General features: G+C 63.7%; 19 protein-coding genes and 1 pseudogene. 6 read left to right on the top strand and 14 right to left on the bottom strand.

What is annotated here, in order from left to right:
• Nucleotides 1–55: 55 nt before the first annotated feature.
• The 12 genes from I0K07_RS01555 to mutM all read right to left on the bottom strand — a co-directional run bounded on the left by I0K07_RS01555 (nt 56) and on the right by mutM (nt 12,519).
• Nucleotides 56–682 carry a LysE family translocator gene (locus tag I0K07_RS01555; RefSeq protein WP_203290904.1) on the bottom strand — a complete coding sequence of 209 codons (627 nt, stop codon included), beginning with the start codon at nt 680–682 and terminating at the stop codon, nt 56–58.
• A 7-nt stretch (nt 683–689) separates the two neighbouring features.
• On the bottom strand, nt 690–1,421 hold the full coding sequence (locus tag I0K07_RS01560; protein ID WP_203290905.1) for a proteasome-type protease: 732 nt from the start codon (nt 1,419–1,421) through the stop codon (nt 690–692).
• Between the two features lie 33 nt (nt 1,422–1,454).
• On the bottom strand, nt 1,455–2,255 hold the full coding sequence (locus I0K07_RS01565) for a transglutaminase family protein (RefSeq protein WP_203290906.1): 801 nt from the start codon (nt 2,253–2,255) through the stop codon (nt 1,455–1,457).
• Nucleotides 2,256–2,261: 6 nt separating this feature from the next.
• Nucleotides 2,262–3,203, bottom strand: a complete 942-nt coding sequence (locus tag I0K07_RS01570) for an alpha-E domain-containing protein (RefSeq protein WP_203290907.1) — start codon at nt 3,201–3,203, stop codon at nt 2,262–2,264.
• Between the two features lies 1 nt (nt 3,204).
• A complete protein-coding gene (locus tag I0K07_RS01575; RefSeq protein WP_203291470.1) occupies nt 3,205–4,605 on the bottom strand; it encodes a circularly permuted type 2 ATP-grasp protein in 1,401 nt (466 codons plus the stop codon).
• A 315-nt stretch (nt 4,606–4,920) separates the two neighbouring features.
• Nucleotides 4,921–6,024, bottom strand: coding sequence for a DNA replication/repair protein RecF (gene recF, locus I0K07_RS01580; RefSeq protein WP_238934376.1), 1,104 nt, complete (start codon nt 6,022–6,024; stop codon nt 4,921–4,923).
• Between the two features lie 65 nt (nt 6,025–6,089).
• Nucleotides 6,090–7,208: a DNA polymerase III subunit beta gene (gene dnaN / locus I0K07_RS01585; RefSeq protein ID WP_203290909.1), complete on the bottom strand. Its 1,119-nt coding sequence runs from the start codon at nt 7,206–7,208 to the stop codon at nt 6,090–6,092.
• 172 nt (nt 7,209–7,380) lie between these two features.
• Nucleotides 7,381–8,898, bottom strand: coding sequence for a chromosomal replication initiator protein DnaA (gene dnaA / locus I0K07_RS01590; protein ID WP_338041007.1), 1,518 nt, complete (start codon nt 8,896–8,898; stop codon nt 7,381–7,383).
• A gap of 441 nt (nt 8,899–9,339) precedes the next feature.
• Nucleotides 9,340–9,606, bottom strand: a complete 267-nt coding sequence (rpsT, locus tag I0K07_RS01595; protein ID WP_203290911.1) for a 30S ribosomal protein S20 — start codon at nt 9,604–9,606, stop codon at nt 9,340–9,342.
• Between the two features lie 111 nt (nt 9,607–9,717).
• A complete protein-coding gene (locus tag I0K07_RS01600) occupies nt 9,718–10,494 on the bottom strand; it encodes an enoyl-CoA hydratase (protein WP_203290912.1) in 777 nt (258 codons plus the stop codon).
• A gap of 120 nt (nt 10,495–10,614) precedes the next feature.
• Complete coding sequence (locus tag I0K07_RS01605) at nt 10,615–11,541, bottom strand: TraB/GumN family protein (protein ID WP_203290913.1); 927 nt, start codon at nt 11,539–11,541, stop codon at nt 10,615–10,617.
• A gap of 114 nt (nt 11,542–11,655) precedes the next feature.
• Entirely contained in the window at nt 11,656–12,519 is an 864-nt protein-coding gene (gene mutM / locus I0K07_RS01610; protein ID WP_203290914.1) for a bifunctional DNA-formamidopyrimidine glycosylase/DNA-(apurinic or apyrimidinic site) lyase, read from the bottom strand.
• Nucleotides 12,520–12,665: 146 nt separating this feature from the next.
• Here mutM and I0K07_RS01615 point away from each other — a divergent pair, with 146 nt between their 5' ends.
• Entirely contained in the window at nt 12,666–13,448 is a 783-nt protein-coding gene (locus I0K07_RS01615; RefSeq protein ID WP_203290915.1) for a class I SAM-dependent methyltransferase, read from the top strand.
• Here I0K07_RS01615 and I0K07_RS01620 read toward each other — a convergent pair.
• Nucleotides 13,430–13,891, bottom strand: coding sequence for a hypothetical protein (locus I0K07_RS01620; protein WP_203290916.1), 462 nt, complete (start codon nt 13,889–13,891; stop codon nt 13,430–13,432). The genes I0K07_RS01615 and I0K07_RS01620 overlap by 19 nt on opposite strands.
• A gap of 66 nt (nt 13,892–13,957) precedes the next feature.
• On the opposite strand from I0K07_RS01620, the gene ubiB reads away from it, so the two are divergent.
• From ubiB to cysK, 5 genes and pseudogenes are all read left to right on the top strand, one after another.
• Nucleotides 13,958–15,496, top strand: a complete 1,539-nt coding sequence (gene ubiB / locus I0K07_RS01625; protein ID WP_203290917.1) for a 2-polyprenylphenol 6-hydroxylase — start codon at nt 13,958–13,960, stop codon at nt 15,494–15,496.
• A 56-nt stretch (nt 15,497–15,552) separates the two neighbouring features.
• On the top strand, nt 15,553–16,098 hold the full coding sequence (locus tag I0K07_RS01630; RefSeq protein ID WP_203290918.1) for a protoglobin domain-containing protein: 546 nt from the start codon (nt 15,553–15,555) through the stop codon (nt 16,096–16,098).
• Nucleotides 16,099–16,174: 76 nt separating this feature from the next.
• Nucleotides 16,175–17,357, top strand: a pseudogene (gene coaBC / locus I0K07_RS16080) (bifunctional phosphopantothenoylcysteine decarboxylase/phosphopantothenate--cysteine ligase CoaBC).
• Between the two features lie 143 nt (nt 17,358–17,500).
• Nucleotides 17,501–17,956, top strand: a complete 456-nt coding sequence (dut, locus tag I0K07_RS01640) for a dUTP diphosphatase (protein ID WP_203290919.1) — start codon at nt 17,501–17,503, stop codon at nt 17,954–17,956.
• 63 nt (nt 17,957–18,019) lie between these two features.
• Nucleotides 18,020–18,970 carry a cysteine synthase A gene (cysK, locus tag I0K07_RS01645; RefSeq protein ID WP_203290920.1) on the top strand — a complete coding sequence of 317 codons (951 nt, stop codon included), beginning with the start codon at nt 18,020–18,022 and terminating at the stop codon, nt 18,968–18,970.
• A gap of 161 nt (nt 18,971–19,131) precedes the next feature.
• Here cysK and I0K07_RS15930 read toward each other — a convergent pair whose 3' ends face one another.
• Nucleotides 19,132–20,448: an ATP-dependent DNA helicase gene (locus tag I0K07_RS15930; protein ID WP_203290921.1), complete on the bottom strand. Its 1,317-nt coding sequence runs from the start codon at nt 20,446–20,448 to the stop codon at nt 19,132–19,134.
• Nucleotides 20,449–20,479: the final 31 nt, after the last annotated feature.

Consider the following 20,479-nt stretch of genomic DNA (forward strand, 5'->3'; position numbering starts at 1 on the left):
TCGCCGGTCTGTGACCACTCGCGCGCACACGCGCGCGTACGCGTACGCGTGAGTCTCAGCGCGCAACCAGAAGCACGAGGGCGATGGCGGTCATGACGCAGCCGGTCACGATATCCGCGCCGCGGCGGACGGCGGGACGGGTCATCCAGTCGCGGGCCTTGTGTGCGCCGCCGATATAGGCCCCGGCCGTCGGCACGGCGAGCAGGGCCATGATCGCGACCATGAGGAGATAGGTCGGCAGGGTGATGGCCTCGAGCGGGATGAAGGCCGGCACAAGCGTGAGATAGAAGGCGATCGGTTTGGGATTGGACAGCGGCATGGCCACGCCGGCGATATAGGTCGCTGCCCAGGAGGTTTTCGAGCCGGCCTTGAAGACCGGTTTGGGCCTGGCGCCTGTCCAGGCGCTCCAGAAGGCGCGAAACGCCATCCAGGAGAGGTAAGCCACCCCGACCAGCTTTGCCGCGAGCCAGAAAGCGCCCAGCTGGTCGGCAATGGCGGCCAGACCGGTCACCGCCAGGGTGAACCAGAAAATATCGCCGGTGAGGATGCCCACGCCATACATGGCCGCATGCCAGGGGCCGGCATCCAGCGTGCGCGCGATCATCGCGGCAATGCCCGGCCCCGGCGTGACAAACAGGATCAGCAGGGCACCGGCAAAGAGGAGGAGGTTTTCCAGGCTCATGCGAGCCTTAGAACTTGAAATCCGGAAGCGCGTCAAAGGCGACTTTCAGGGCGTCGCTCCAACCGGAGGAAATCTGGTTGAAATACTCGTCATCCGGCTCGATACGGCGCTGGATGCCAGCCTCCAGCGTGTCGGCGGTGTAGACATGCATGTCCAGCGGCAGGCCGACAGAGAGATTGGCCTTCAGCGTGCTGTCGAAGGAGACGTAGAGCAGCTTCACCGCCGCTTCCATGCTCATCGCCGGATCGAAGGCCCGCACAAGGATGGGACGGCCATATTTGGTCTCGCCGCTCTGGAAGAAGGGCGTTTCCTCGCTGGCCTCGATGAAATTGCCTTCCGGGTAGACCAGGAAGAGACGTGGCTCCATGCCCTTGATCTGGCCACCGACGATCAGCGTGGCGCTGAACGGGCTTTCCGAGACCGGACCCTCACCGGCCTGGTCGCGGACGCATTCCTTCAGCGTATTGCCGATAATCGTGGCGACCTGGAACATGGTCGGCGCCTCGAGGAAGGTCGGATTGCGTTCGTCGGGGATTTTCGACCGCTCTTCCAGCAGATTGATGACCGCCTGGGTGGTCGCCAGATTGCCGGCCGTCATGATGGTGATGACGCGTTCGCCGGGCACGGACCAGGTGAAGAGCTTGCGGAATTTGGAGACATTGTCGACGCCCGCATTGGTGCGGGTGTCCGACATGAAGATCAGACCCGTATTGAGGCGAAGACCAACGCAATAGGTCACAGGGAATCATTCTCCAAAAACGCCGATTCAGCGTTACTGCTGGACCTGCAGGGTGACAAGCAGGGTTTCCTCGCCGCCACCATAGGTCACGCCGGATATGGGGGCGGCTTCAGCGTAATCCAGACCGGTCGCCACGCGGACATAGCGCTCGTCCGGTGAAATCCCGTTGGACGGGTCAAACCCAACCCAGCCAAGGCTTTCCACATGCACCTCGGCCCAGGCATGACTGGCTTCCTGGTCGATCAGGCCGTCAATCATGAGATAGCCACTGACATAGCGGGCGGGCAGGCCCATCTGACGGGCGATGCCAATTAAAATATGAGCATGGTCCTGGCACACACCATGACCGGCGGCGGCGGCCTCTTCACCGGACGTGGCGACATGGGTTGCGCCGATATCATAGCGGATCTTCTCCGTGATCAGGCGGGAGAGATCATGCATGCGCGCCAGGGCATTCCCGCTCTCGCCCTCGACGGATTTGGCCAGCTTGCGCATGGCCGGACCCGGCCGGGTGCGATCGGTCTGGCGCGTGTAATACCAGAGCGGTGCCGGCCCTTCGTGCGGACCCGACATGCCGGACGTGTCCTTCGTGTCCACGGTGCCGCGGCAGGAGATGATCAATTCCCGACTGCCTTGATCGACCCGGACCAGATCGACCGCATTGCCGTGCTCGTCGGGAAAGCGGGCCTGGAGGCTTCCGCCCTCGATGGAGACCTCCCAGTCGGACACGCTCTGGGTCCCGCTGCAGACCGGGCGCAGGCGCACCTGCTGCAGCCCGTAGGGAATGGGCGTCTCGAATGTGTAGCGGGTCTGGTGGGCGATGGTCAGCTGCATCGTCTGTTACTCGTAGAAGCGGTAATCGGTCTCGATCTGCCGGCCCAGCGCATTGTTGCGGGACAGGAAGTCGGTGATGAATTCGTGCAGGCCGGCGGCGAAGATGTCGTCGATGGACAGCCGGTTGAGGCGGGCCTGACCCTCCTCGGCCATGTCGTGGCAGGGCTTGCGCATGTGATACTCGCGTTCCAGCGAGGCCAGATTGTCGACGATCTCGCAGCAGCAATAATAGAGCGAGCGCGGCATGTGCCGGTCCAGGATCAGGAAGTCCGCGATCTCGGAGGGATCATTGTCGCCGCCATGCAGCCAGGTATAGGAGCGGTCGGCGGAGACCGAGCGCAGCACGGTCTCCCACTGTACATTGTCCAGCTCGGACCCGACATAGGAGGTGGCCGGCAGGAGGACGTAGTATTTCACGTCCAGCAGGCGCGCCGTATTGTCCGCGCGCTCCACGAAGGTTCCCAGGCGCGCATAGGCAAAGATGTCATCCTGGAGCATGGTGCCGTAGAGCTGGCCGCGCACGAGGGCGCTTTGCTGGCGGATGGCGGTCATGATGGCGGGCAATTCGGCGATCTTCACCGGACGGCGCAGGAGTTCCCGCAGCGTCATCCAGCCCTCATTCACCGCCTCCCAGACATCGCGGGTCAGCGAGGTGCGGACCTGGCGCGCATTGCGCCGGGCATTCTCGAACAGGGTGAGCACGCTGGCCGGATTGTCGGCACTGCGCATCATGAAATCGATCACCGGGGCGGTTTCGAAACTGTCGTGCACTTCCAGGAAGGCCTGACGGCATCCGGCCGTGGTGATGATGGATTCCCATTCGCCCTCGGCGCTGACCGAGCGGGTCAGGGCCATGCGGAAACCGGCCTCGACGAGGCGGGCGGTGTTTTCGGCGCGCTCCAGCTGGCGGAACATCCAGTAGAGGCCGCAGGCATGCCGTCCCAGCATATCAGTCCTCCAGGATCCAGGTATCTTTGGTGCCGCCGCCTTGGGAGGAATTGACCACCAGGGAGCCCTTCTTCATCGCCACACGGGTCAGCCCGCCCGGCGTGATATTGATCCGGTCCGGCGAGACCAGGACGAAGGGGCGCAAATCGACATGGCGGGGCGACAGGCCGGACTTGGTCAGAACCGGAACGGTGGAGAGCGCCAGGGTCGGCTGGGCGATGTAATTGGCCGGCTTGGCCTCGAGCTTTTTACGGAAGGCGGCGATCTCCTTCTTGCTCGCGGCCGGTCCGACCAGCATGCCGTAGCCGCCCGATCCGTGGACCTCTTTCACGACAAGCTCATCGAGATGTTCAAGCACGTATTTCAGGGCATCCGCCTCGGCACAGCGCCAGGTCGGGACGTTTTTGAGGATGGGTGGTTTGCCGGTGTAGAATTCGATGATCTCCGGCATGTAGGAATAGATCGCCTTGTCATCGGCCACGCCCGTGCCCGGCGCATTGGCGATCGTGATCCCGCCAGCCCGGTAGACGTCCATGATGCCGGGCACGCCCAGCACGCTGTCGGCGCGGAAATTGAGCGGATCGAGATAGTCATCATCCACGCGGCGGTAGAGGACATCGATCGGGGTGAAGCCCTGTGTGGTGCGCATGGCAATACGGCCATCCACGACACGCAAATCATGCCCCTCCACCAGGGCCGCGCCCATCTGGTCGGCCAGGAAGGCGTGTTCGAAATAGGCGGAGTTGTGGATGCCCGGCGTCAGCACCGCGATGACCGGTCGTGCACCCCGGCTGGCCGGAGGCGCACTGCGGGCCAGGGCGCGGCGCAGATTGACCGGATAATCCCCCACGGACTGAACCGGAACCCGGGAGAAGAGCTCCGGGAACATGCGCAGCATCGTTTCCCGGTTCTCGATCATGTAGGAGACGCCGGAGGGCGTGCGGGCATTGTCTTCCAGAACGTAGAAATCATTCGGTCCGGTGCGGACCAGATCCGTGCCGACGATATGGGTGTAAACGCCGCCGGGGGGAGAAACCCCGATCATCTTGGCCAGGAAGGCGTCATTATTGGCGATCAGGTTGAGCGGCAGGCGGCCCGCCTTGATGATTTCCTGCTTGTGATAAATGTCGTGAAGGAAGGCGTTGATGGCGCGTACACGCTGTTCGATACCGCGTTCCAGCCGCGCCCATTCGCGAGCCGAGATCACCCGCGGCACGATGTCGAAAGGGATCAGGCGCTCATCGGCATCGCGGGCCCCATAGACATTGAAGGTGATGCCGGTGCGCCGGAAAAATGTCTCCGCCTCGCGGGATTTGCGCGCGAGTTCGGCCGGCGTGTAATCGGACAGCCAGCGCGTATATTCCTCATACGGCTCGCGCGGGGCGCCCGCTTCATCATGCATTTCGTTGAACGCCACGCATCACCCTTGCAGCTGGATCGCACAGGCTGGACACAGCCTCGCGATCTCACGGCGCGCCGATCCGCACCGTCCCTGTAAGTTCGTGTCCTGGCTGTCCGGTCTGCAAGCAGCTGACCGGTTCGGGCCGGGCCTGTGGTGTGCCCTCGCCTGCTCTGGATGGCGGCGTGAATGGAACCCGAAGAACGCCTTGAGGATTAGCGTTTTTCGGAGCGCGGAGCAAATTCAAGCGACTATGACTGCAAGAGAAAAGCGGATTGCCCGCAATCCGGGCAAGTCGCGGAATAACTGCCTGCAGGTCTAGCGGCGGGTGAGCGAGGCGGCGTCGATCTCGAAATACTGGATTGCGTCGCCAAAGGGTTCGAACAGGACGCGTTCCACACCAGTCAGCCAAGCCTGGGAACCCGTGGCCAGGATTTCCCGGGCCAGGCCTTCGCGCCGCGGCGCGTCGAGATGCGCACAGGCTTCGTCAAACAGGAGGAGCGGGGCGAGACCGCCCTGCTGGCCCAGCGCCCGGGCCTGGGCGAGGGCGAGGGTCAGGATGAGGGCTTTCTGCTCACCGGTGGAGCAATCGGAGGCGGGCTGGTCCTTGGCGCGATGCCGGGCGACCAGTTCGGTCCGGTGCGGTCCCTGGGTCAGGGTGCGGCCGACAATGGCGTCCCGGCCGCGGCCCTCGCGCAGGGCGGCGGCGAAATGATCTTCCGCCTGACCGGCATCCGACCCGCCGGCCAGATCCGCCTCGACGGCCCCGTCCAGAGCCAGATCGGCTTGCGGGAACACGCCTTCCGGCCGCGCATCGATCTCGCCCTGAAGGCGGATAAGCGCATCCAGCCGGGCAGCCGCCATGGCCACGCCATGTCCGGCCATTTCCTGCTCGAGCGCGTCCAGCCAAGCCGGATCAGCCCGGCCCTCATCGAGCAGGCGCTGGCGGCGGGTGCGGACTTTCTCATAGGCCGTTGCCGCTTCGGCATGAGCCGGATCGGCGGCATAGACGAGACGGTCGAAGAAGCGCAACCGGTCGGCGCGCGGGCCGGCAAAAAGGCGGTCCTGGGCCGGGGTCAGCCAGATCATCGGCACCAGGCGTGCCAGCTCGCCCTGCGGGGCCGGGTCGCCGTCAATCCGGGTCTGGCGCCGTCCGGACTCGCCGGACCCCACGCCGAGGCGCATCAGACCGTCCCGCGTTTCCACTTCGGCAAAGACCGCCCAGCTCGCGGCCTGGTCGCCATCCGACTTGCGGGCCACGCCATCAGCCCCGGCGGAGCGCAGACCCCGGCCCGGCGCCAGGAAGGAGAGGGCTTCGAGCAGATTGGTCTTGCCGGCCCCATTGGCCCCGAACAGGGCGACCGGGCCGGGCTCCAGCTCCAGATCGAGACTGGCATAGCTGCGAAAATCCGTGAGCCGCAAACGACGAACCGCCGCCGGTGGCACCGGCGGCGGCTGGTCAGTTCCGTATGCGTCGTCGGCCTGCGTCACACGCGGAGCGGCATCAGCACATAAAGCGCATCGGCATCACCACTATCGGTGACCAGGGCCGGAGAGGCGGCGTCAGCAAAATGGAAGCGGGCCTCATCGCCCTCGATCTGGGAGGCGACATCCAGCATGTAGCGGGCATTGAAGCCGATGGAGAAACCGTCTTCGGAATAGGAGACGGCGAGTTCTTCCTCGGCCTGACCGCTTTCCGGATTGTTCACGGCCAGGGTCAGCGTGTCCTCACCCAGGGTGAGTTTCACCGAGCGCGATTTCTCAACCGAGATGGTGGCAACACGATCGACGGCTTCGGCGAAACGCTTGTTCTCGACCGACATGACCTTGGAATTGCCGCGCGGGATCACGCGCTCATAGTCCGGGAAGGCCCCGTCGATGAGTTTCGAGGTCAGCACGGCGCGGCCAAGGCGGAAGCGGATCTTGCCTTCGGAGACGGAGACTTCGACATCCTCATCGGCGTCTTCCAGGAGACGGCGCACTTCCTGGACGGTCTTGCGCGGCACGATCACGGCCGGCATGCCATCGGCACCGTCCGGCAGGTCGATCTCGGCCAGGGCCAGGCGGACACCGTCCGTGGCAACGGCTCGCAGCGTCTTGCGGCCATCCTGGTCGGCGGCGTGCAGATGGATGCCGTTGAGATAATAGCGCGTCTCTTCGGTGGAGATCGCAAAACGCGTCTTGTCGATCAGACGCGCCAGCTCCTTGGCCGGCATCTGGAAGCGGTGCTCCAGATCCTCGGTCGGCATGACCGGGAAATCACCCGGCGGCAGGGAGGGCAGGTTGAAGTTGGACCGGCCCGCCCGAAGGGTGAGGCGCGGATCGCCACCATTCATCTCCAGCGTGACATCGGCTCCATCGGGAAGTTTCCGCGTGATGTCGTAGAGCGTATGGGCCGGCGCCGTGATCAGGCCTTCGCCCTCGCAGCTGGCATTGGTGGTTTCCAGGATCTCGATATCCAGATCGGTCGCGGCAAAGCTGGCACCGTCCGGACCGGCCGAGATCAGCACATTGGACAGGATCGGAATGGTATTGCGCTTCTCCACAACGGCCTGAACATGGCCAAGAGCCTTGAGGAGGGTGGCGCGCTCGATCGTCAGCTTCATGTCTCGCGTTCCGCTTTCAACGTATTTGACATCGGCGTCTTGAGGGACGGCACGGCGGGCGAAATACCCGCGTGCAAATCAGGGTGGACCAAAGAGGATACATGAAAACGCGCCTTCGCAAGAGATTTCTCCAGCGTCAGCGCGTTCTCGTTAACCGTATTCGCGAACCCGGTCAGCCCTGGAGTTCGCGGGTCAGCCGGTCGATATCATCCGAGATCGGGTCTCCGGACTCCATCATGGAGGTGACCTTGTTGACCGCATGGATGACCGTGGAATGGTCCCGCCCGCCAAAGCGGCGGCCGATATCCGGCAGGGATCGCGTGGTCATCGTCTTGGACAGATACATGGCCACATGACGCGGACGCACGACGCTCTGGGTCCGGCGCTTGGAGCAGATATCCGCCGGCGTGACACCGAAATGCGCGGCCACGGCCTTCTGGATCTCGTCTACGGTCAGGCGTTTCTCCGAGCTCAGCGAGAGCTCGCGCAGCGCGGTCGATACGGCTTCCATCGTCACCGGCAGGCCCAGCAGGGCTGTCCGGCAGATGACATTGTTCAGCACGCCTTCCAGCTCGCGCGGGCTGGTCGTGATGCGCGCAGCCAGGAAGTCGCGTACCGGCTCCGGCACGTCGAGCACCGGATAGTGACACTTGGCCTGGGCGATCTTGCAATCGAGGATCTGGCGGCGCAGGTCCAGGTCCGGCTTGCCGAGCGGGCAGGACAGACCACCGGTCAGAAGGGAACGCAGACGCTCATCCGCGACCGGCAGCTCCGACGGCGGCCGGTGCGAGGCCAGAACGACCTGCTTGTTCTCCGCCACAAGGGCCGCGACCGTGTTGAGGAATTCATCCTCGGTCTTGGGCTTGCCGGCGATGAAATGGACATCATCGATCAGCAGAACATCGACGCTGCGCACCTGTTCCTTGAAGGAGATCGTGTCGCGGGCCCGCATGGCGGACACGAAACCGGACAGGAATTCCTCAGCCGTCAGATAGAGCGCCTTGCGCGGACGGGAGGTGTGCTCAAACGCGGAGGCCACCGCATGCATGAGGTGCGTCTTGCCGACGCCGTAATCGCCGTAGAAGAAAACCGGATTGAAAGGCGGCGTCTGGGCACCCACGACGGTGCGTGCAGCGGCGGCGGCCACTTCATTGGCCGGGCCGACACGGAAACTGTCAAAGGTGAAGCGCGTCTCGCCAAGAGCCTGGAGATCGGCCGCAGAGTCCGATGAAGACGGCGCGCGCTCGACGGTCAGCGGCGCAGACGGCGCTTCCGCGACACGGGCAGGCGCGCGGGACCGCGAGGCCGGGACCGCAACTTTCGGCTGAGTTTCCTGGTCGCCTTCAGCGAGCAGGTGAATAGCCCGGTGGGTCGTGTCCAGTTCGGCCCAAATGGCACGAATTCTGGCACCCCAATGGTCTTCCACCCAATCGCGATTGAACGTGCTCGGAGCGACGATGATAATCGCGCCGGTCTCGGACACACGCACACGCAGCCGTGCAATCTCCTGGGAGTAAATGGCCGGACCACACTCTTCCCTGAGATGTGCCCGCACCTGCCGCCAAGTTGCGGAAATTCCCCCTGAAACTTCGACTTCGCTACCTGCGGTCTTGGCTTCTGCCACAGCCAATTTGTTATACGCCATCGTTCGCCACACTTTTCTTGTCCCCACGCACTCAGCGCAAGCCATGTGTTTGTAATTTCGGCCAAATTTTCCCCTGCCCGACGCCGCAGAAATGGCCGTCAGACCCGGAATGTTATCCGCATGGGGATGATCGCCCTCAGTGGTCCAAAGGTTACGCCTTCCCCATTTTCGGTCAACCGGATTCAACGCTTCGAATCAGAGATTCTTCGCTTGACACGAGAAATCCGTGACCGGATCGATGTTTGTGTTTTGCGACAGATTTGTGACAAAATTATTGGTCGCTTTTCGCCACCCAAAACCCCACAAACGAGGGCCGTGGATCAAGTCGGAACGGGTTTGGCAACCCCTCCGTATGAGGATTAAAATAATTCCTCACATGAGCCGGTTTTTGCAGATCAGGCCGGTCGCCAGCTGAGCTGCAGACAAAAAAATACGCCCAGGGCGTGTGCCCCGGGCGTACTCAAAATTCCGTCGGTAAAGACTGGCTTAGGACGCCATCGCCTTCACACGGGCCGACAGGCGCGAAACCTTGCGCGAACCGGTGTTCTTGTGGACGACGCCGTTCGACACAGCGCGCATCAGTTCCGACTCTGCCTGGACCAGAGCGGTCTTGGCTGCAGCCTGGTCGCCGGACGCGATCGCCAGTTCGACCTTCTTCACAAAAGTCCGCACGCGCGAACGGCGGGCCTTGTTGACGGCCGTGCGACGCGCAATCTTGCGAACCATTTTCTTGGCCGAGTTGGTGTTGGCCATCGATCCTAACCTCTTCGTCGTGCCGGGCCGCGAAATGACCCGGTGAAATCCGTGAGCGGCGGCGTATAGGCCTTCGTGGCCGGGCCGTCAACCGCTCAATGGCATCATGCCCTAGCGGTGCTTGAAGTGCGCCGCCCGCTTTTCCGCGAAAGCCGCCATGCCTTCGCTTTGATCCTCGAGCGAGAATTGCGCCTGGAAGACGCGACGCTCGAAGCGGATACCTTCCGTCAGACCGATCTCGAAGGAGCGGTTGATGGATTCCTTGGTCATCATGGCGACCGGCAGGGACTTGGCTGCAATCAGCTCGGCCGCTTCCATGACGACGTCCATCAGGTCATCAGCCGGGACAACGCGCGACACCAGACCGGCGCGCTCGGCTTCCTCGGCATCCATCATGCGCCCGGTCAGGCACAGATCCATTGCCTTGGCCTTGCCGACAGCGCGCGGCAGGCGCTGCGTACCGCCGGCACCCGGCATGACGCCAAGATTGATCTCCGGCTGGCCGAATTTGGCCGTTTCGGACGCAATGATGAAGTCGCACATCATGGCGATCTCGCAACCACCGCCCAGCGCATAACCGGACACGGCCGCGATGATCGGCTTGCGGAAGCGCGCCACGGACTCCCACGTTTCCGCAAAGGGATCGTGCATGTAGAGGCCGACCTGGTCGCGCGACTGCAATTCCTTGATGTCTGCGCCCGCGGCAAAGGCTTTCTTGGATCCGGTGAGAATGACACAGCCGATCGCCTCATCACGCTCGAAGCCGGCCAGAACGGCCGTGAGTTCCGTGGTGAGTTCGTCGCACAATGCATTCAGGGCCTCGGGACGGTTGAGGGTGATGACACCCACCCGGCCTTCGGTTTTCACCTGTAGCGTCTTGTAGGCCATTCGGCACTCCATGTGACGGCGCGGCATCCCCCGCGCGGGAAAATCGGCGCCGCTATACCCCAGCGCGCTCCCAGCGTCGATACCGGGAACCCTACAAGAGTCATGGCGGCGCGGGTCTGCCTATTGGCGCGTCACGCTGAGACCGTGCTCACGCAGGAGCTCGATGACGCCTTCATCGCCGGGCAAATGGCCGGCTCCGACCGCGATGAAATAGGCCCCCTCACCCTCCAGACGCTCCAGGATTTGCGGAATCCAGGCATGGTTCCGCTGCACGATGATGGCGTCATAGACGTCCGGTGCCTCGCCCTGCATCTGTTCCAGGAGGAGGGTATTGATCGCTTCCATGTCACCTTCAGCCCAAGCCAGCACCATCTCGTCGAGCTGTTCGGGAAGGCGTTCCATCTCCCGCAGGCTTTCCACCAGGCCAGCCGCCTGGATCTCGTCGGAGAGGCCCGCCAGGAAGCCGAGCTGTTCTTCGGCGGTTTCGAAATAATCCATGGTCATGTCACCCGGGCGCGCCTGCAGAAGGCGCATCTCGACACCGGCATTGGGATCGAACCCCATTTGCTGCATCTGGCCGACGGCCAGAACGACCTGGGCAAACCAGGGGCGCATCGGCTCCAGCATGGCCGGAGCGGCGCCCAATTGCGGGGCGATTTCGTTCAGCAGCGCCCGGCCTTCCTCGTCCAGCATGGAGGACAGGGTCACGCCGGGCGGATTGAAGGCCAGTTGGGGGATGAGCCCCTGCATCACCTGCTGGGCCTCCGGAGAATGGACATCCGCTTCCAGCATCAGGACGTCGGAGGCCTCGAAGGCCTGCATCACGGTGTCGGACTGCCAGTCCAGATCGGCCGGCAGGATGTGGAATGTGCCAAAAATATAGATGTCGGAATCCGCATCGCCGACATGCCAAAGCGCCGGACTGGCCTCGATGGCCGCATAATCGACACCTTCCTGGGCCTGCGCCGGCACGGCCAGACCGATGGCGAGGCCGGCTGAAAACCCGAGGGCGGCCGCCGAGCGGCGAAGCGTGGGAACAAGGCTCATGGGCGAGAACTCCATATCAGGGTGTCACTGTGTGACACAGCTTATAGGCGAGATGACGGCAAAAGCATGCCGGGAACCCAGCCTGCGCTTTCCCGTCTTGCCGGGCCTAGCCCCCTATCGCTGGCAGGAGGGGCAAAAAAAGGTTGAACGCGCGGATTGGACGATACGGCGGATCTGGCCTTCGCAACCGGGATTGGGACAGGGCTCGCCCTCGCGGCCATAAGCGCGGAAACGGTGCTGGAAATAGCCCAGAGCACCGTCAGCGGCGGCGAAATCCTTGAGCGTGGATCCGCCTGAGGCAATGGCTTCATCGATCACGGCACGGACTTCCGGCGCCAGCCGGGCTGCCCGCTTGCCGGGGATGCTGGCCGCCTGCCGCCGTGGCGAGATGCCGGACCGGTGCAGAGCCTCACAGACATAGATATTGCCCAGACCCGCGACGATGCGCTGGTCCAGCAGGGCCGCCTTGATCGGCGTCTTGCGCCCGGCCAGCGCCTCATCCAGATAGGCGGCAGAGAAGGCATTGGAGTTTGGCTCCGGCCCAAGCCCTGCGAGGAAGGGCTGCGCCTCTTCCCGGGCGGTTTCATACAGCGTCATGAAGCCGAAGCGGCGCGGATCATTATAGCGCACCGTCACGCCGCCCTCGATCGCCAGCACGACATGGTCGTGGCGCGGATTGGCCGGTTCGGCGTGGACGAAATCGCCCGGCTGGCGCGTGCCAGCCTCCGCCTCGATCGAATATCGGCCCGACATGCCCAGATGTGACAGCAGGCTGGTCCCGTCATCCAGGCGGATCAGGAGATATTTCGCCCGCCGGTCGAGCCGCTCCACCCGCCGCCCCGTCAGGCGTTCGGCAAACCGGTCCGGAAAGGGAAAGCGCAGATCCGGCCGGTTCAGCGTAACCGCCTCGATCCGGCGCCCTTCCATCGCGGGAACCAGACCGCGCCGCACGGTTTCAACTTCGGGAAGCTCGGGCATGATCGGGTACCATCCTCTGGTGCAGGACAATTGGAACCCACTGATAGATAGCGTTTTCGGTGAAGGCCAGCCCCAAGACGGCCTGCGACAAAAGCAACCGCTTGGCCCGCTTTCCGCCACGACGCAGGACGTCTATGTTCGCCGCCATGACCGACCGTTCGACCCAAGACACCGTTTCCTTCGGCTTCACCGATGTGCCCCGCACCGAAAAGGCGGGCCTGGTCCGCGGCGTGTTCGACCGTTCGGCACGTCGCTATGACCTAATGAATGATCTGATGTCCGTCGGTGTGCACCGGGTCTGGAAGGACATGGTGATCACCCGCGCCAATCCGCAGCCGGGCGAGCGCCTGATCGATGTGGCGGGCGGCACGGGCGATCTGGCTCGCAGCTTCCTGACCAAGGCAGACCGTGCCGGCGAACGCCGCGGTGATCCGCGCAAGGCCGAAGCCGTGGTCCTGGACATCAATGAGCAAATGCTGCGCGCGGGCGTGAAGCGGGGCGTCAGCGAGGCCCAGGCCGGACGCATCAGCTGGGTGACGGGCAATGCGGAATGCTTGCCGCTGAAAGACCGCTCCGCCCATTGCGTGACGATCTCGACCGGCATCCGCAATGTCACCGACCGCATTTCGGCGCTGAAGGAAATGCGCCGCGTGCTGAAACCGGGTGGGCGTTTCCTGTGCCTGGAATTCACCCGGCCGACCAGCCGCGCCTGGGAAAAGATCTACGACGCCTGGTCTTTCAACGTCATGCCGACCCTCGGCGAATGGGTCGCCAAGGATCGTGACAGCTATCAATACCTGGTGGAATCCATCCGCCGCTTCCCCGATCAGGACAGTTTTGCGGACGAATTGCGCGAAGCCGGGTTCAACCGGGTGAGCTATACGAATTTCTCCGGCGGGATCGCCGCCCTTCACACGGGTTGGGCCTGATCCGCCACCCCGCCCGGCGCGCGCTGGCGGACCAGCCATTCCCGGGCATCCTTTTCCGTATCCACCAGATTGAGAACGGGTGAATAGATCGAGCGCCCCAGCGTCATCCAGTATTCCAGGATGGGCCGCTGCATCGGATTGCTGCAGACATGGACAGAGAAATTCGGGGACGGCCCGTAATGGCGGGTAATCACGTCCTGGAGCCGGGCTGCCGCAGTCCGGAATTCCAGCGCTGTCATCTCGCCCAGCTGTGCATCATCATAGTGGATGATGCGGTCACAGCGCGGCGTCCAGCCCGGCAGTTTCACCATGGCCTCGATCAATTGGGCCGGATGATCGGAATGCACTTCACCCCGATAGTATATGTCAGCCCAGCGGCCTTCCGCTTCCAGTTTGATCGTGTGCGCCATCCGTCCAGTTACGGTGAAGCGGAAAAAACTCAACCACATCGCCCGCGCGACTTCACGTCACGCTCGCCAAGCGCGCTGCGGGACACTAAACCGGCCTTGATGTTGTCCAGCCTCGCCTCCTTTGCCCGCCTTGTGCGGGCCGTTCTCACCCTGGCGCGCCATGATGCGGTGCTGCCGGCAGAGTATCAGTCCGTCTATCCAGCCCCGGCCCGCCTTCTGGGCACGACACTGCGCCTGTTCGCGCGGCGGGATCAGGCGGAAAATCCGGGTGAGCGCCTGGCGCGCGCGCTGGAACGCATGGGCCCGTCCTATGTGAAATTCGGCCAGATTCTCGCCACGCGCAGTGATGTCGTGGGTGAACGCTTTGCCCGCGGACTGGCGCGCCTGCAGGACAAGATGCCGGCCTTCGGCGACGAGAAGGCCCGCGCCGTGCTCAAGGCGGAGTTCGGCGATGAGTCCGACACGCTGTTCGCCGAGCTGGGACCGCCGGTTGCCGCCGCCTCGATTGCTCAGGTGCACCGGGCCAAGACGCCGGACGGGCGCGATGTGGCAGTAAAAATCCTGCGTCCGGACATTGAAAAACGCATCGCCCGCGACATCCGCACCCTCTCCCTGGGCGCCGCCCTGGCTGAACGCTTCTTTCCGGCGAGCCGGCGGCTGGAGCCGCGCAAATTTGTGGAGACCGTGTCGCGTTCCCTGACGGTGGAGACCGATCTGCGCCTGGAAGCGGCGGCTGCGTCCGAACTGGCAGAAGCGTCTGCGGTGGCAGAGGGCTATCACATCCCCGATGTCGACTGGGAACGCTCGTCCAAACAGGTGCTGACCACGCAATGGATTGACGCCATACCGCTTTCGGACACGGACCGGATGGCCGCCAGCGGGCTGGACCGTGCCGCCCTGGCAACCAAACTGACCCGCGCCTTCCTGGCCACCGCGCTGGATCGCGGCGTCTTCCATGCCGACATGCATGGCGGCAACCTGTTTGCCGACGAGACAGGCGATGTCTGGGCGGTCGATTTCGGGATCATGGGGCGGATCGGCCGGGCCGAACGGCGCTTCCTGGCGCTGATCCTCCACGGCTTCCTGACCCGTGACTACCAGGCCGCCGCCCGCGCGCATTTCGCCGCCGGCTATGTGCCCGCGCACCATTCGGTCGATGATTTCGCCAGCGCCCTGCGCGCTGTCGGCGAGCCTATCTTCGGCAAGAAGGCGGACGAAGTGCCGATGTCGCGCGTCCTGCTGCAGCTGTTCGAGATCACCGACCTGTTCGACATGCGCCTGCGGCCGGAACTGGTGATGCTGCAAAAGACCATGGTCCAGTGCGAGGGCGTGGCCCGCCAACTGGATCCGCAGCATGACATGTGGGGCGCCGCGGCTCCGATCGTGGAACGCTGGATGCGGCGGGAGCTGGGGCCGGAAGGCCGGATCCGCGATCTCGGCGAGGACCTGGTCCGCCTGCATGATGCGGTCCGCCTCCTGCCCAAGGCGATCGAGGACTGGTCGGACATCGCCACCAAACTGAAAGCCGGTGAACTGAAACTGGGCGGCGGCCCGAAAATCCGCCCCTGGGCCCTGCGCCTCGCCTGGCTGGGCGGCGCTGCCGCGCTCGGCGGGCTGATGGTTTACCTGTTTCGATAGAATTTTCGCTTTTCTTTACACGCCGCCTAAAGAAAAGGTGTGCAGACCTGTCTCTCATGAACAGGTTGCACAAAGACATCGAAGAACACCGTGCGCTTCAGCGCGAATTCTTCCGGCTCGATACAGAGACGACGGACCGGATCCGGCGGCTGAAACCGCGGCTCATGGCCTATGCGGAACAGGCTCTGGATGGATTGTTCGACCATTTGATGGGCAATCCGGAAGTCGCGCACTATTACGAAATTCCGGAGAACATCACCTATCTGAGTGCCGGCATGCTGTCGCATTGCGACCGGCTCTTCTCCTGCCATTTCGACGATTTCTACTATCAGGTGACCGATCTGATGGGCGAACGTCACGCGAAGCTGGAATTTGACTCCCATGTCTACACATCCGGCTATTCCAACCTGCTCACCCGGATCATCGACATCGCCTCTCAGGACCGCCGCAAACTGTCACCGGAAGACCTGATTGCACTGACGCGGATCACCATGTTCGACATGGAGCAGACGATGGGCGCCTTCCATCGCCACCGCATGGACAAGCGCAATGCGCTGGACAGCGATGTGGTGAAGATTCAGCACCTGCTCACGGGAACCTGATCCGCACGGCGCTCCCGGCGCTTGGGAAATCGTGACAAACCGGCTACCTCTTGCCCGTCAATCCGGGAGCCTGTCCTTGTCCGAACCGCGCATCCTCCTGATCATTGGTGGTGGTATCGCCGCCTATAAGAGCCTTGAACTCATCCGCGAGCTGAAAAAGCGCGGCATTGCGAGCCGCTGCATCCTGACCAAAGCGGGCGCAGAATTTGTCACGCCGCTGAGCCTGTCCGCCCTGTCCGGCGACAAGGTGTACAGCGATCTGTTCGACCTGACCGATGAAGCGGAGATGGGCCATATCGAGCTCTCGCGCTCGGCCGACCTCGTCGTTGTGGCCCCGGCCACGGCCGATTTGATGGCCAAGGCCGCCAACGGTCTGGCCAATGACCTGGCCTCCACCACACTCCTGGCCACGGACAAGCCGGTGCTGATGGCGCCGGCGATGAATGTGCGCATGTGGGAACACCCCGCCACGCAGCGGAATCTGAAAACCCTGACAAATGACGGGGTCCAACTCATCGGACCGGATGAGGGCGAGATGGCCTGCGGCGAGTTTGGTCCGGGACGCCTGGCCGACCCCATCGCCATCGCCGAAGTGATCGAAGGCCGTCTCAATGGCTGACACGCTGAAGGGGCGGCATGTCCTGATCACGGCCGGGCCGACGCGCGAGCCGATCGACCCGGTCCGCTATATCTCCAATCATTCCTCCGGCCAGCAGGGCTATGCGATCGCCAAGGCCTGCGCCGCCCTGGGCGCGAAAGTCACCTTGGTGGCCGGACCGACGGCGCTGGCCGATCCGGACGGGCTGGAAACCGTGCATGTCGAGACTGCGCTGGAGATGCTGGCCGCGGTCGAGACGGCCCTGCCGGCCGATGTCTTCATCGCGGTGGCCGCTGTTGCCGACTGGCGTCCGGCCGAGCGGGCCGACAAGAAGCTGAAACTGGACAAGTCGGACTTCTGCAGCCTGCCGCTGACGGAAAACCCTGACATTCTCAAGACGATCTCCAACCTCGATGCCCAGCGCCCCGGCCTCGTGATCGGTTTCGCCGCGGAAACCCACGATGTGGAAGCCCTCGCCAAGGCCAAGCGCATTCGCAAGGGCTGTGACTGGATCGTGGCGAATGATGTGTCCGGCGATGTGATGGGCGGGACGGAGAATGCCATCCATTTGGTCACGCCCGACGGGGTGGAGAGCTGGGCGCGCATGCCGAAACAGGCCGTTGCGGACGCCCTGGCCGAAGAGATCGCAGCGGCGCTCTAGCATTTATCCACACTGATCCACATCTCCCCACAGACCGGCGCTGGCCTGTGGAAGACTTGCGGGGAAAACCGGGCTTGCGCTTGCCCCCGTGCGGCAGGCCTGCCCCAATGCACACAGCCGATTCTGACCGAGGGAAGCCGACCATGACCGTCTCCGTGAAAATCCTGCCCCTGCCGCATTATGAAGGCCTGGCCCTGCCGGCCTATGAGACTCCGCAATCGGCCGGCATGGATTTGCGCGCAGCCGTTCCCGCCGATGAGCCGGTCTCCATTCCGCCGGGCGAGTGGCGCCTGATCCCGGTCGGGATCGCGATTGCCCTGCCCGCCGGTTATGAAGCCCAGGTGCGTCCGCGCTCCGGCCTGGCCGCCAAGCACGGCATTTCCTGCGTCAACACGCCGGGCACGGTGGATGCCGATTATCGCGGCGAGATCCGGGTCAATCTGATCAATCACGGCCAGACCGAATTCACCGTCCAGCGCGGCGACCGTATCGCCCAGATGATCATCGCCCCGGTCACCCAGGCCGTCTGGGAAATCGCCGACAGCCTCGACGAGACCGAACGCGGGGCGGGCGGGTTCGGCTCCACGGGGACGAAATAAACCAGACATGATGTGGCCATCGACGGCCCGTGCTCTAAACTCCACCCAAATGGGAGACCCAACATGACTGATCCGATCGGCCGCGGCCGCGTCTATGCCTCGATTGACGAAACCGTTGGAAACACGCCGCTTGTCGAGCTGAAAAAGCTGGCCGACGCGCACGGCTCCAAGGCCCGCATCCTGGCGAAGCTGGAATTCTTCAACCCGCTGGCCTCGGTGAAAGACCGGATCGGCGTGGCGATGATCGATGCGCTGGAAGCCGCCGGCAAGCTGGGCGAAGGCAGCGTCATGGTCGAGCCGACCTCGGGCAATACGGGTATCGCCCTGGCCTTTGTCGCCGCGGCCCGCGGCCATCGCCTGATCCTCACCATGCCGGAAAGCATGTCGATCGAGCGCCGCAAACTGCTGGCCCATCTGGGCGCAGAACTGGTCCTCACCGAAGCGCCCAAGGGAATGAAAGGCGCGATCGCCAAGGCACAGGAAATCATCGACGCCACGCCCGGTGCCGTGATGCCGAGCCAGTTCTCCAACCCGGCCAATCCGGCGATCCACCGCGAAACCACCGCAATGGAAATCTGGAATGACACGGCCGGCGAGGCCGATGTGCTGATCTCCGGGGTTGGAACCGGTGGCACGCTGACCGGCTGCGGTCAGGTGCTGAAAGCCAAGAAGCCGGGCTTCCATGTCGTCGCCGTGGAACCGACCGACAGCCCGGTCCTTTCTGGCGGCAATCCCTCGCCGCACAAGATCCAGGGCATTGGCGCGGGCTTTGTGCCGGACATCCTGGACACCGGCCTGATCGACGAGATCGTCACCGTGTCCAATGAGGAGGCCTTCGCCTTCGCGCGCGAAGCCGCCAAGCTGGAAGGCGTGCCGGGCGGGATTTCCTCGGGTGCAGCCCTCAAGGCAGCCCTGGAAGTCGGCAAGCGTGATGACATGGCCGGCAAAACGATCGTCGTGATCCTGGCCAGCTTTGCAGAGCGTTATTTGTCGACGGCGCTGTTCGAGGAGTAAAGCTTTCCTCCCCACACTGTGGGGAGGTGCCCGGCGCATGCCGGGTGGAGGGGCCGGCGAAGCCGGTGAACCGCTAGATTTTCGGCGCTTCGCGCCGCCCCTTCGACCCGATGCCCTGCATCGGGCCACTTCCCCATAAGATGGGGAAGAAAGCCTCCGGACTAAGCTTCCACACTCGCCGGAGCCGGATCACAAAACGCTTTCACATCGAAAATGCGCGGGTCGGCGATGATGTCGCCGGGCGTAAGCGGACGTGACAATTCCAGACCTTCCAGCGAGCGGGCGCGGGACAGGGCGACATAGGCCTGGCCGTGCGCGAAAAGGCGGCGGGCGAGGTCGAGATAGACCTTGTCCAGGGTGAGGCCCTGGGCCTTGTGGATCGTCATCGCCCAGGCCAGCCGCAGCGGATACTGGGTGAAACTGCCCGCTGTGGTCTTGGTCAGCGCCTGCTTTTCCGGATCGAAGGCATAAGCATTGCGCTCCCATTTCTGGGCCTCGACCGCATGGGTGGTGTCCCCGATGCGGACGCGGACGGCTTTCTCGTCAAAGCCTTCCACCTCCCCCAGCGTGCCATTGACCCAGCGGCCCTGGGGATCATTGCGGGTCAGCATGACCCTTGCGCCGATCTTGAGGGTGAGCGGTTCCTCGCCCGGGAACAGGCGCGGATCGAACTGGCCTTCCACCTTGGCCTCGAAAGAACGGCCCGGCGTGGCCAGGCCTTCCAGACGCGCCTGATTGATACGCCAAGCGGCTTCATTAGTGGCGGTCAGTACGATGTGGGTGAGCGAGGCTTCCAGACCGGACCGGCCTGTCACGCGGTCGTTCAGATCAGCGGCCTCGTCATTATTGAGATTGGCGTCGCGGACCGCGTTGAGGATGTTGATGAAATACTCGTCCGTCTGGCGGAAGACCTGTTCCAGCTCGACATAGGAAAAGCCGGCATCACGGAAGCTGGGCGGATGGAAGAAAAAGGGCCCGCCAAAGGTCGCCTCCAGGTATTCCGCCTCGGCGCCCTGCACGACCGGTGGCAGTTGGGCGAGATCGCCCACCAGCACAATCTGCACCCCGCCGAAGGGCTCATCCCGTTCCCGGTTGAGCCGCAGTGCCCGGTCGATGGCCCACATCATGTCGGCGCGGACCATGGAAATCTCGTCGATGACCAGGGTTTCCAACGCCTGCACGACGCGGCGATGGCGCACCTTGCGGATATCACGGGCACCAATCATGCGCGGCGGGAAATGGAAGAAGGAATGGATGGTCTGCCCACCCGCCTGCATCGCGGCGACGCCGGTTGGCGCGATGACCGCCGCCCGATTGCCCGCCCGGCGCAGGAATTCGCGCATCAGCGTGGTCTTGCCCGTACCCGCCCGGCCCGTGATGAAGACATTGGGCCGCGCACTCGCCAGCCAATCCAGCAGGCGTTCCTGATGGTCGGACAGGGAGGGCCGCGCGGCCGCAAGCTGGGAGACGCTGGTCATGGGCTCAAACTGACGGTGTTTGCGGCAAAAG

The sequence above is a fragment of the Maricaulis parjimensis genome, assembly GCF_016817355.1.
In the GTDB taxonomy this organism is placed as follows: Bacteria; Pseudomonadota; Alphaproteobacteria; order Caulobacterales; family Maricaulaceae; genus Maricaulis; species Maricaulis parjimensis.

What these genes read in the sequence shown, in the direction of transcription:
- I0K07_RS01555 (WP_203290904.1), bottom strand. Translation starts at nt 682, where the DNA reads ATGAGCCTGGAAAACCTCCTCCTCTTTGCCGGTGCCCTGCTGATCCTG.
- I0K07_RS01565 (WP_203290906.1), bottom strand. Translation starts at nt 2,255, where the DNA reads ATGCAGCTGACCATCGCCCACCAGACCCGCTACACATTCGAGACGCCC.
- I0K07_RS01570 (WP_203290907.1), bottom strand. Translation starts at nt 3,203, where the DNA reads ATGCTGGGACGGCATGCCTGCGGCCTCTACTGGATGTTCCGCCAGCTG.
- I0K07_RS01575 (WP_203291470.1), bottom strand. Translation starts at nt 4,605, where the DNA reads ATGCATGATGAAGCGGGCGCCCCGCGCGAGCCGTATGAGGAATATACG.
- dnaN (WP_203290909.1), bottom strand. Translation starts at nt 7,208, where the DNA reads ATGAAGCTGACGATCGAGCGCGCCACCCTCCTCAAGGCTCTTGGCCAT.
- dnaA (WP_338041007.1), bottom strand. Translation starts at nt 8,898, where the DNA reads ATGGCTTGCGCTGAGTGCGTGGGGACAAGAAAAGTGTGGCGAACGATG.
- rpsT (WP_203290911.1), bottom strand. Translation starts at nt 9,606, where the DNA reads ATGGCCAACACCAACTCGGCCAAGAAAATGGTTCGCAAGATTGCGCGT.
- I0K07_RS01600 (WP_203290912.1), bottom strand. Translation starts at nt 10,494, where the DNA reads ATGGCCTACAAGACGCTACAGGTGAAAACCGAAGGCCGGGTGGGTGTC.
- I0K07_RS01605 (WP_203290913.1), bottom strand. Translation starts at nt 11,541, where the DNA reads ATGAGCCTTGTTCCCACGCTTCGCCGCTCGGCGGCCGCCCTCGGGTTT.
- mutM (WP_203290914.1), bottom strand. Translation starts at nt 12,519, where the DNA reads ATGCCCGAGCTTCCCGAAGTTGAAACCGTGCGGCGCGGTCTGGTTCCC.
- I0K07_RS01615 (WP_203290915.1), top strand. Translation starts at nt 12,666, where the DNA reads ATGACCGACCGTTCGACCCAAGACACCGTTTCCTTCGGCTTCACCGAT.
- ubiB (WP_203290917.1), top strand. Translation starts at nt 13,958, where the DNA reads ATGTTGTCCAGCCTCGCCTCCTTTGCCCGCCTTGTGCGGGCCGTTCTC.
- I0K07_RS01630 (WP_203290918.1), top strand. Translation starts at nt 15,553, where the DNA reads ATGAACAGGTTGCACAAAGACATCGAAGAACACCGTGCGCTTCAGCGC.
- dut (WP_203290919.1), top strand. Translation starts at nt 17,501, where the DNA reads ATGACCGTCTCCGTGAAAATCCTGCCCCTGCCGCATTATGAAGGCCTG.
- cysK (WP_203290920.1), top strand. Translation starts at nt 18,020, where the DNA reads ATGACTGATCCGATCGGCCGCGGCCGCGTCTATGCCTCGATTGACGAA.
- I0K07_RS15930 (WP_203290921.1), bottom strand. Translation starts at nt 20,448, where the DNA reads ATGACCAGCGTCTCCCAGCTTGCGGCCGCGCGGCCCTCCCTGTCCGAC.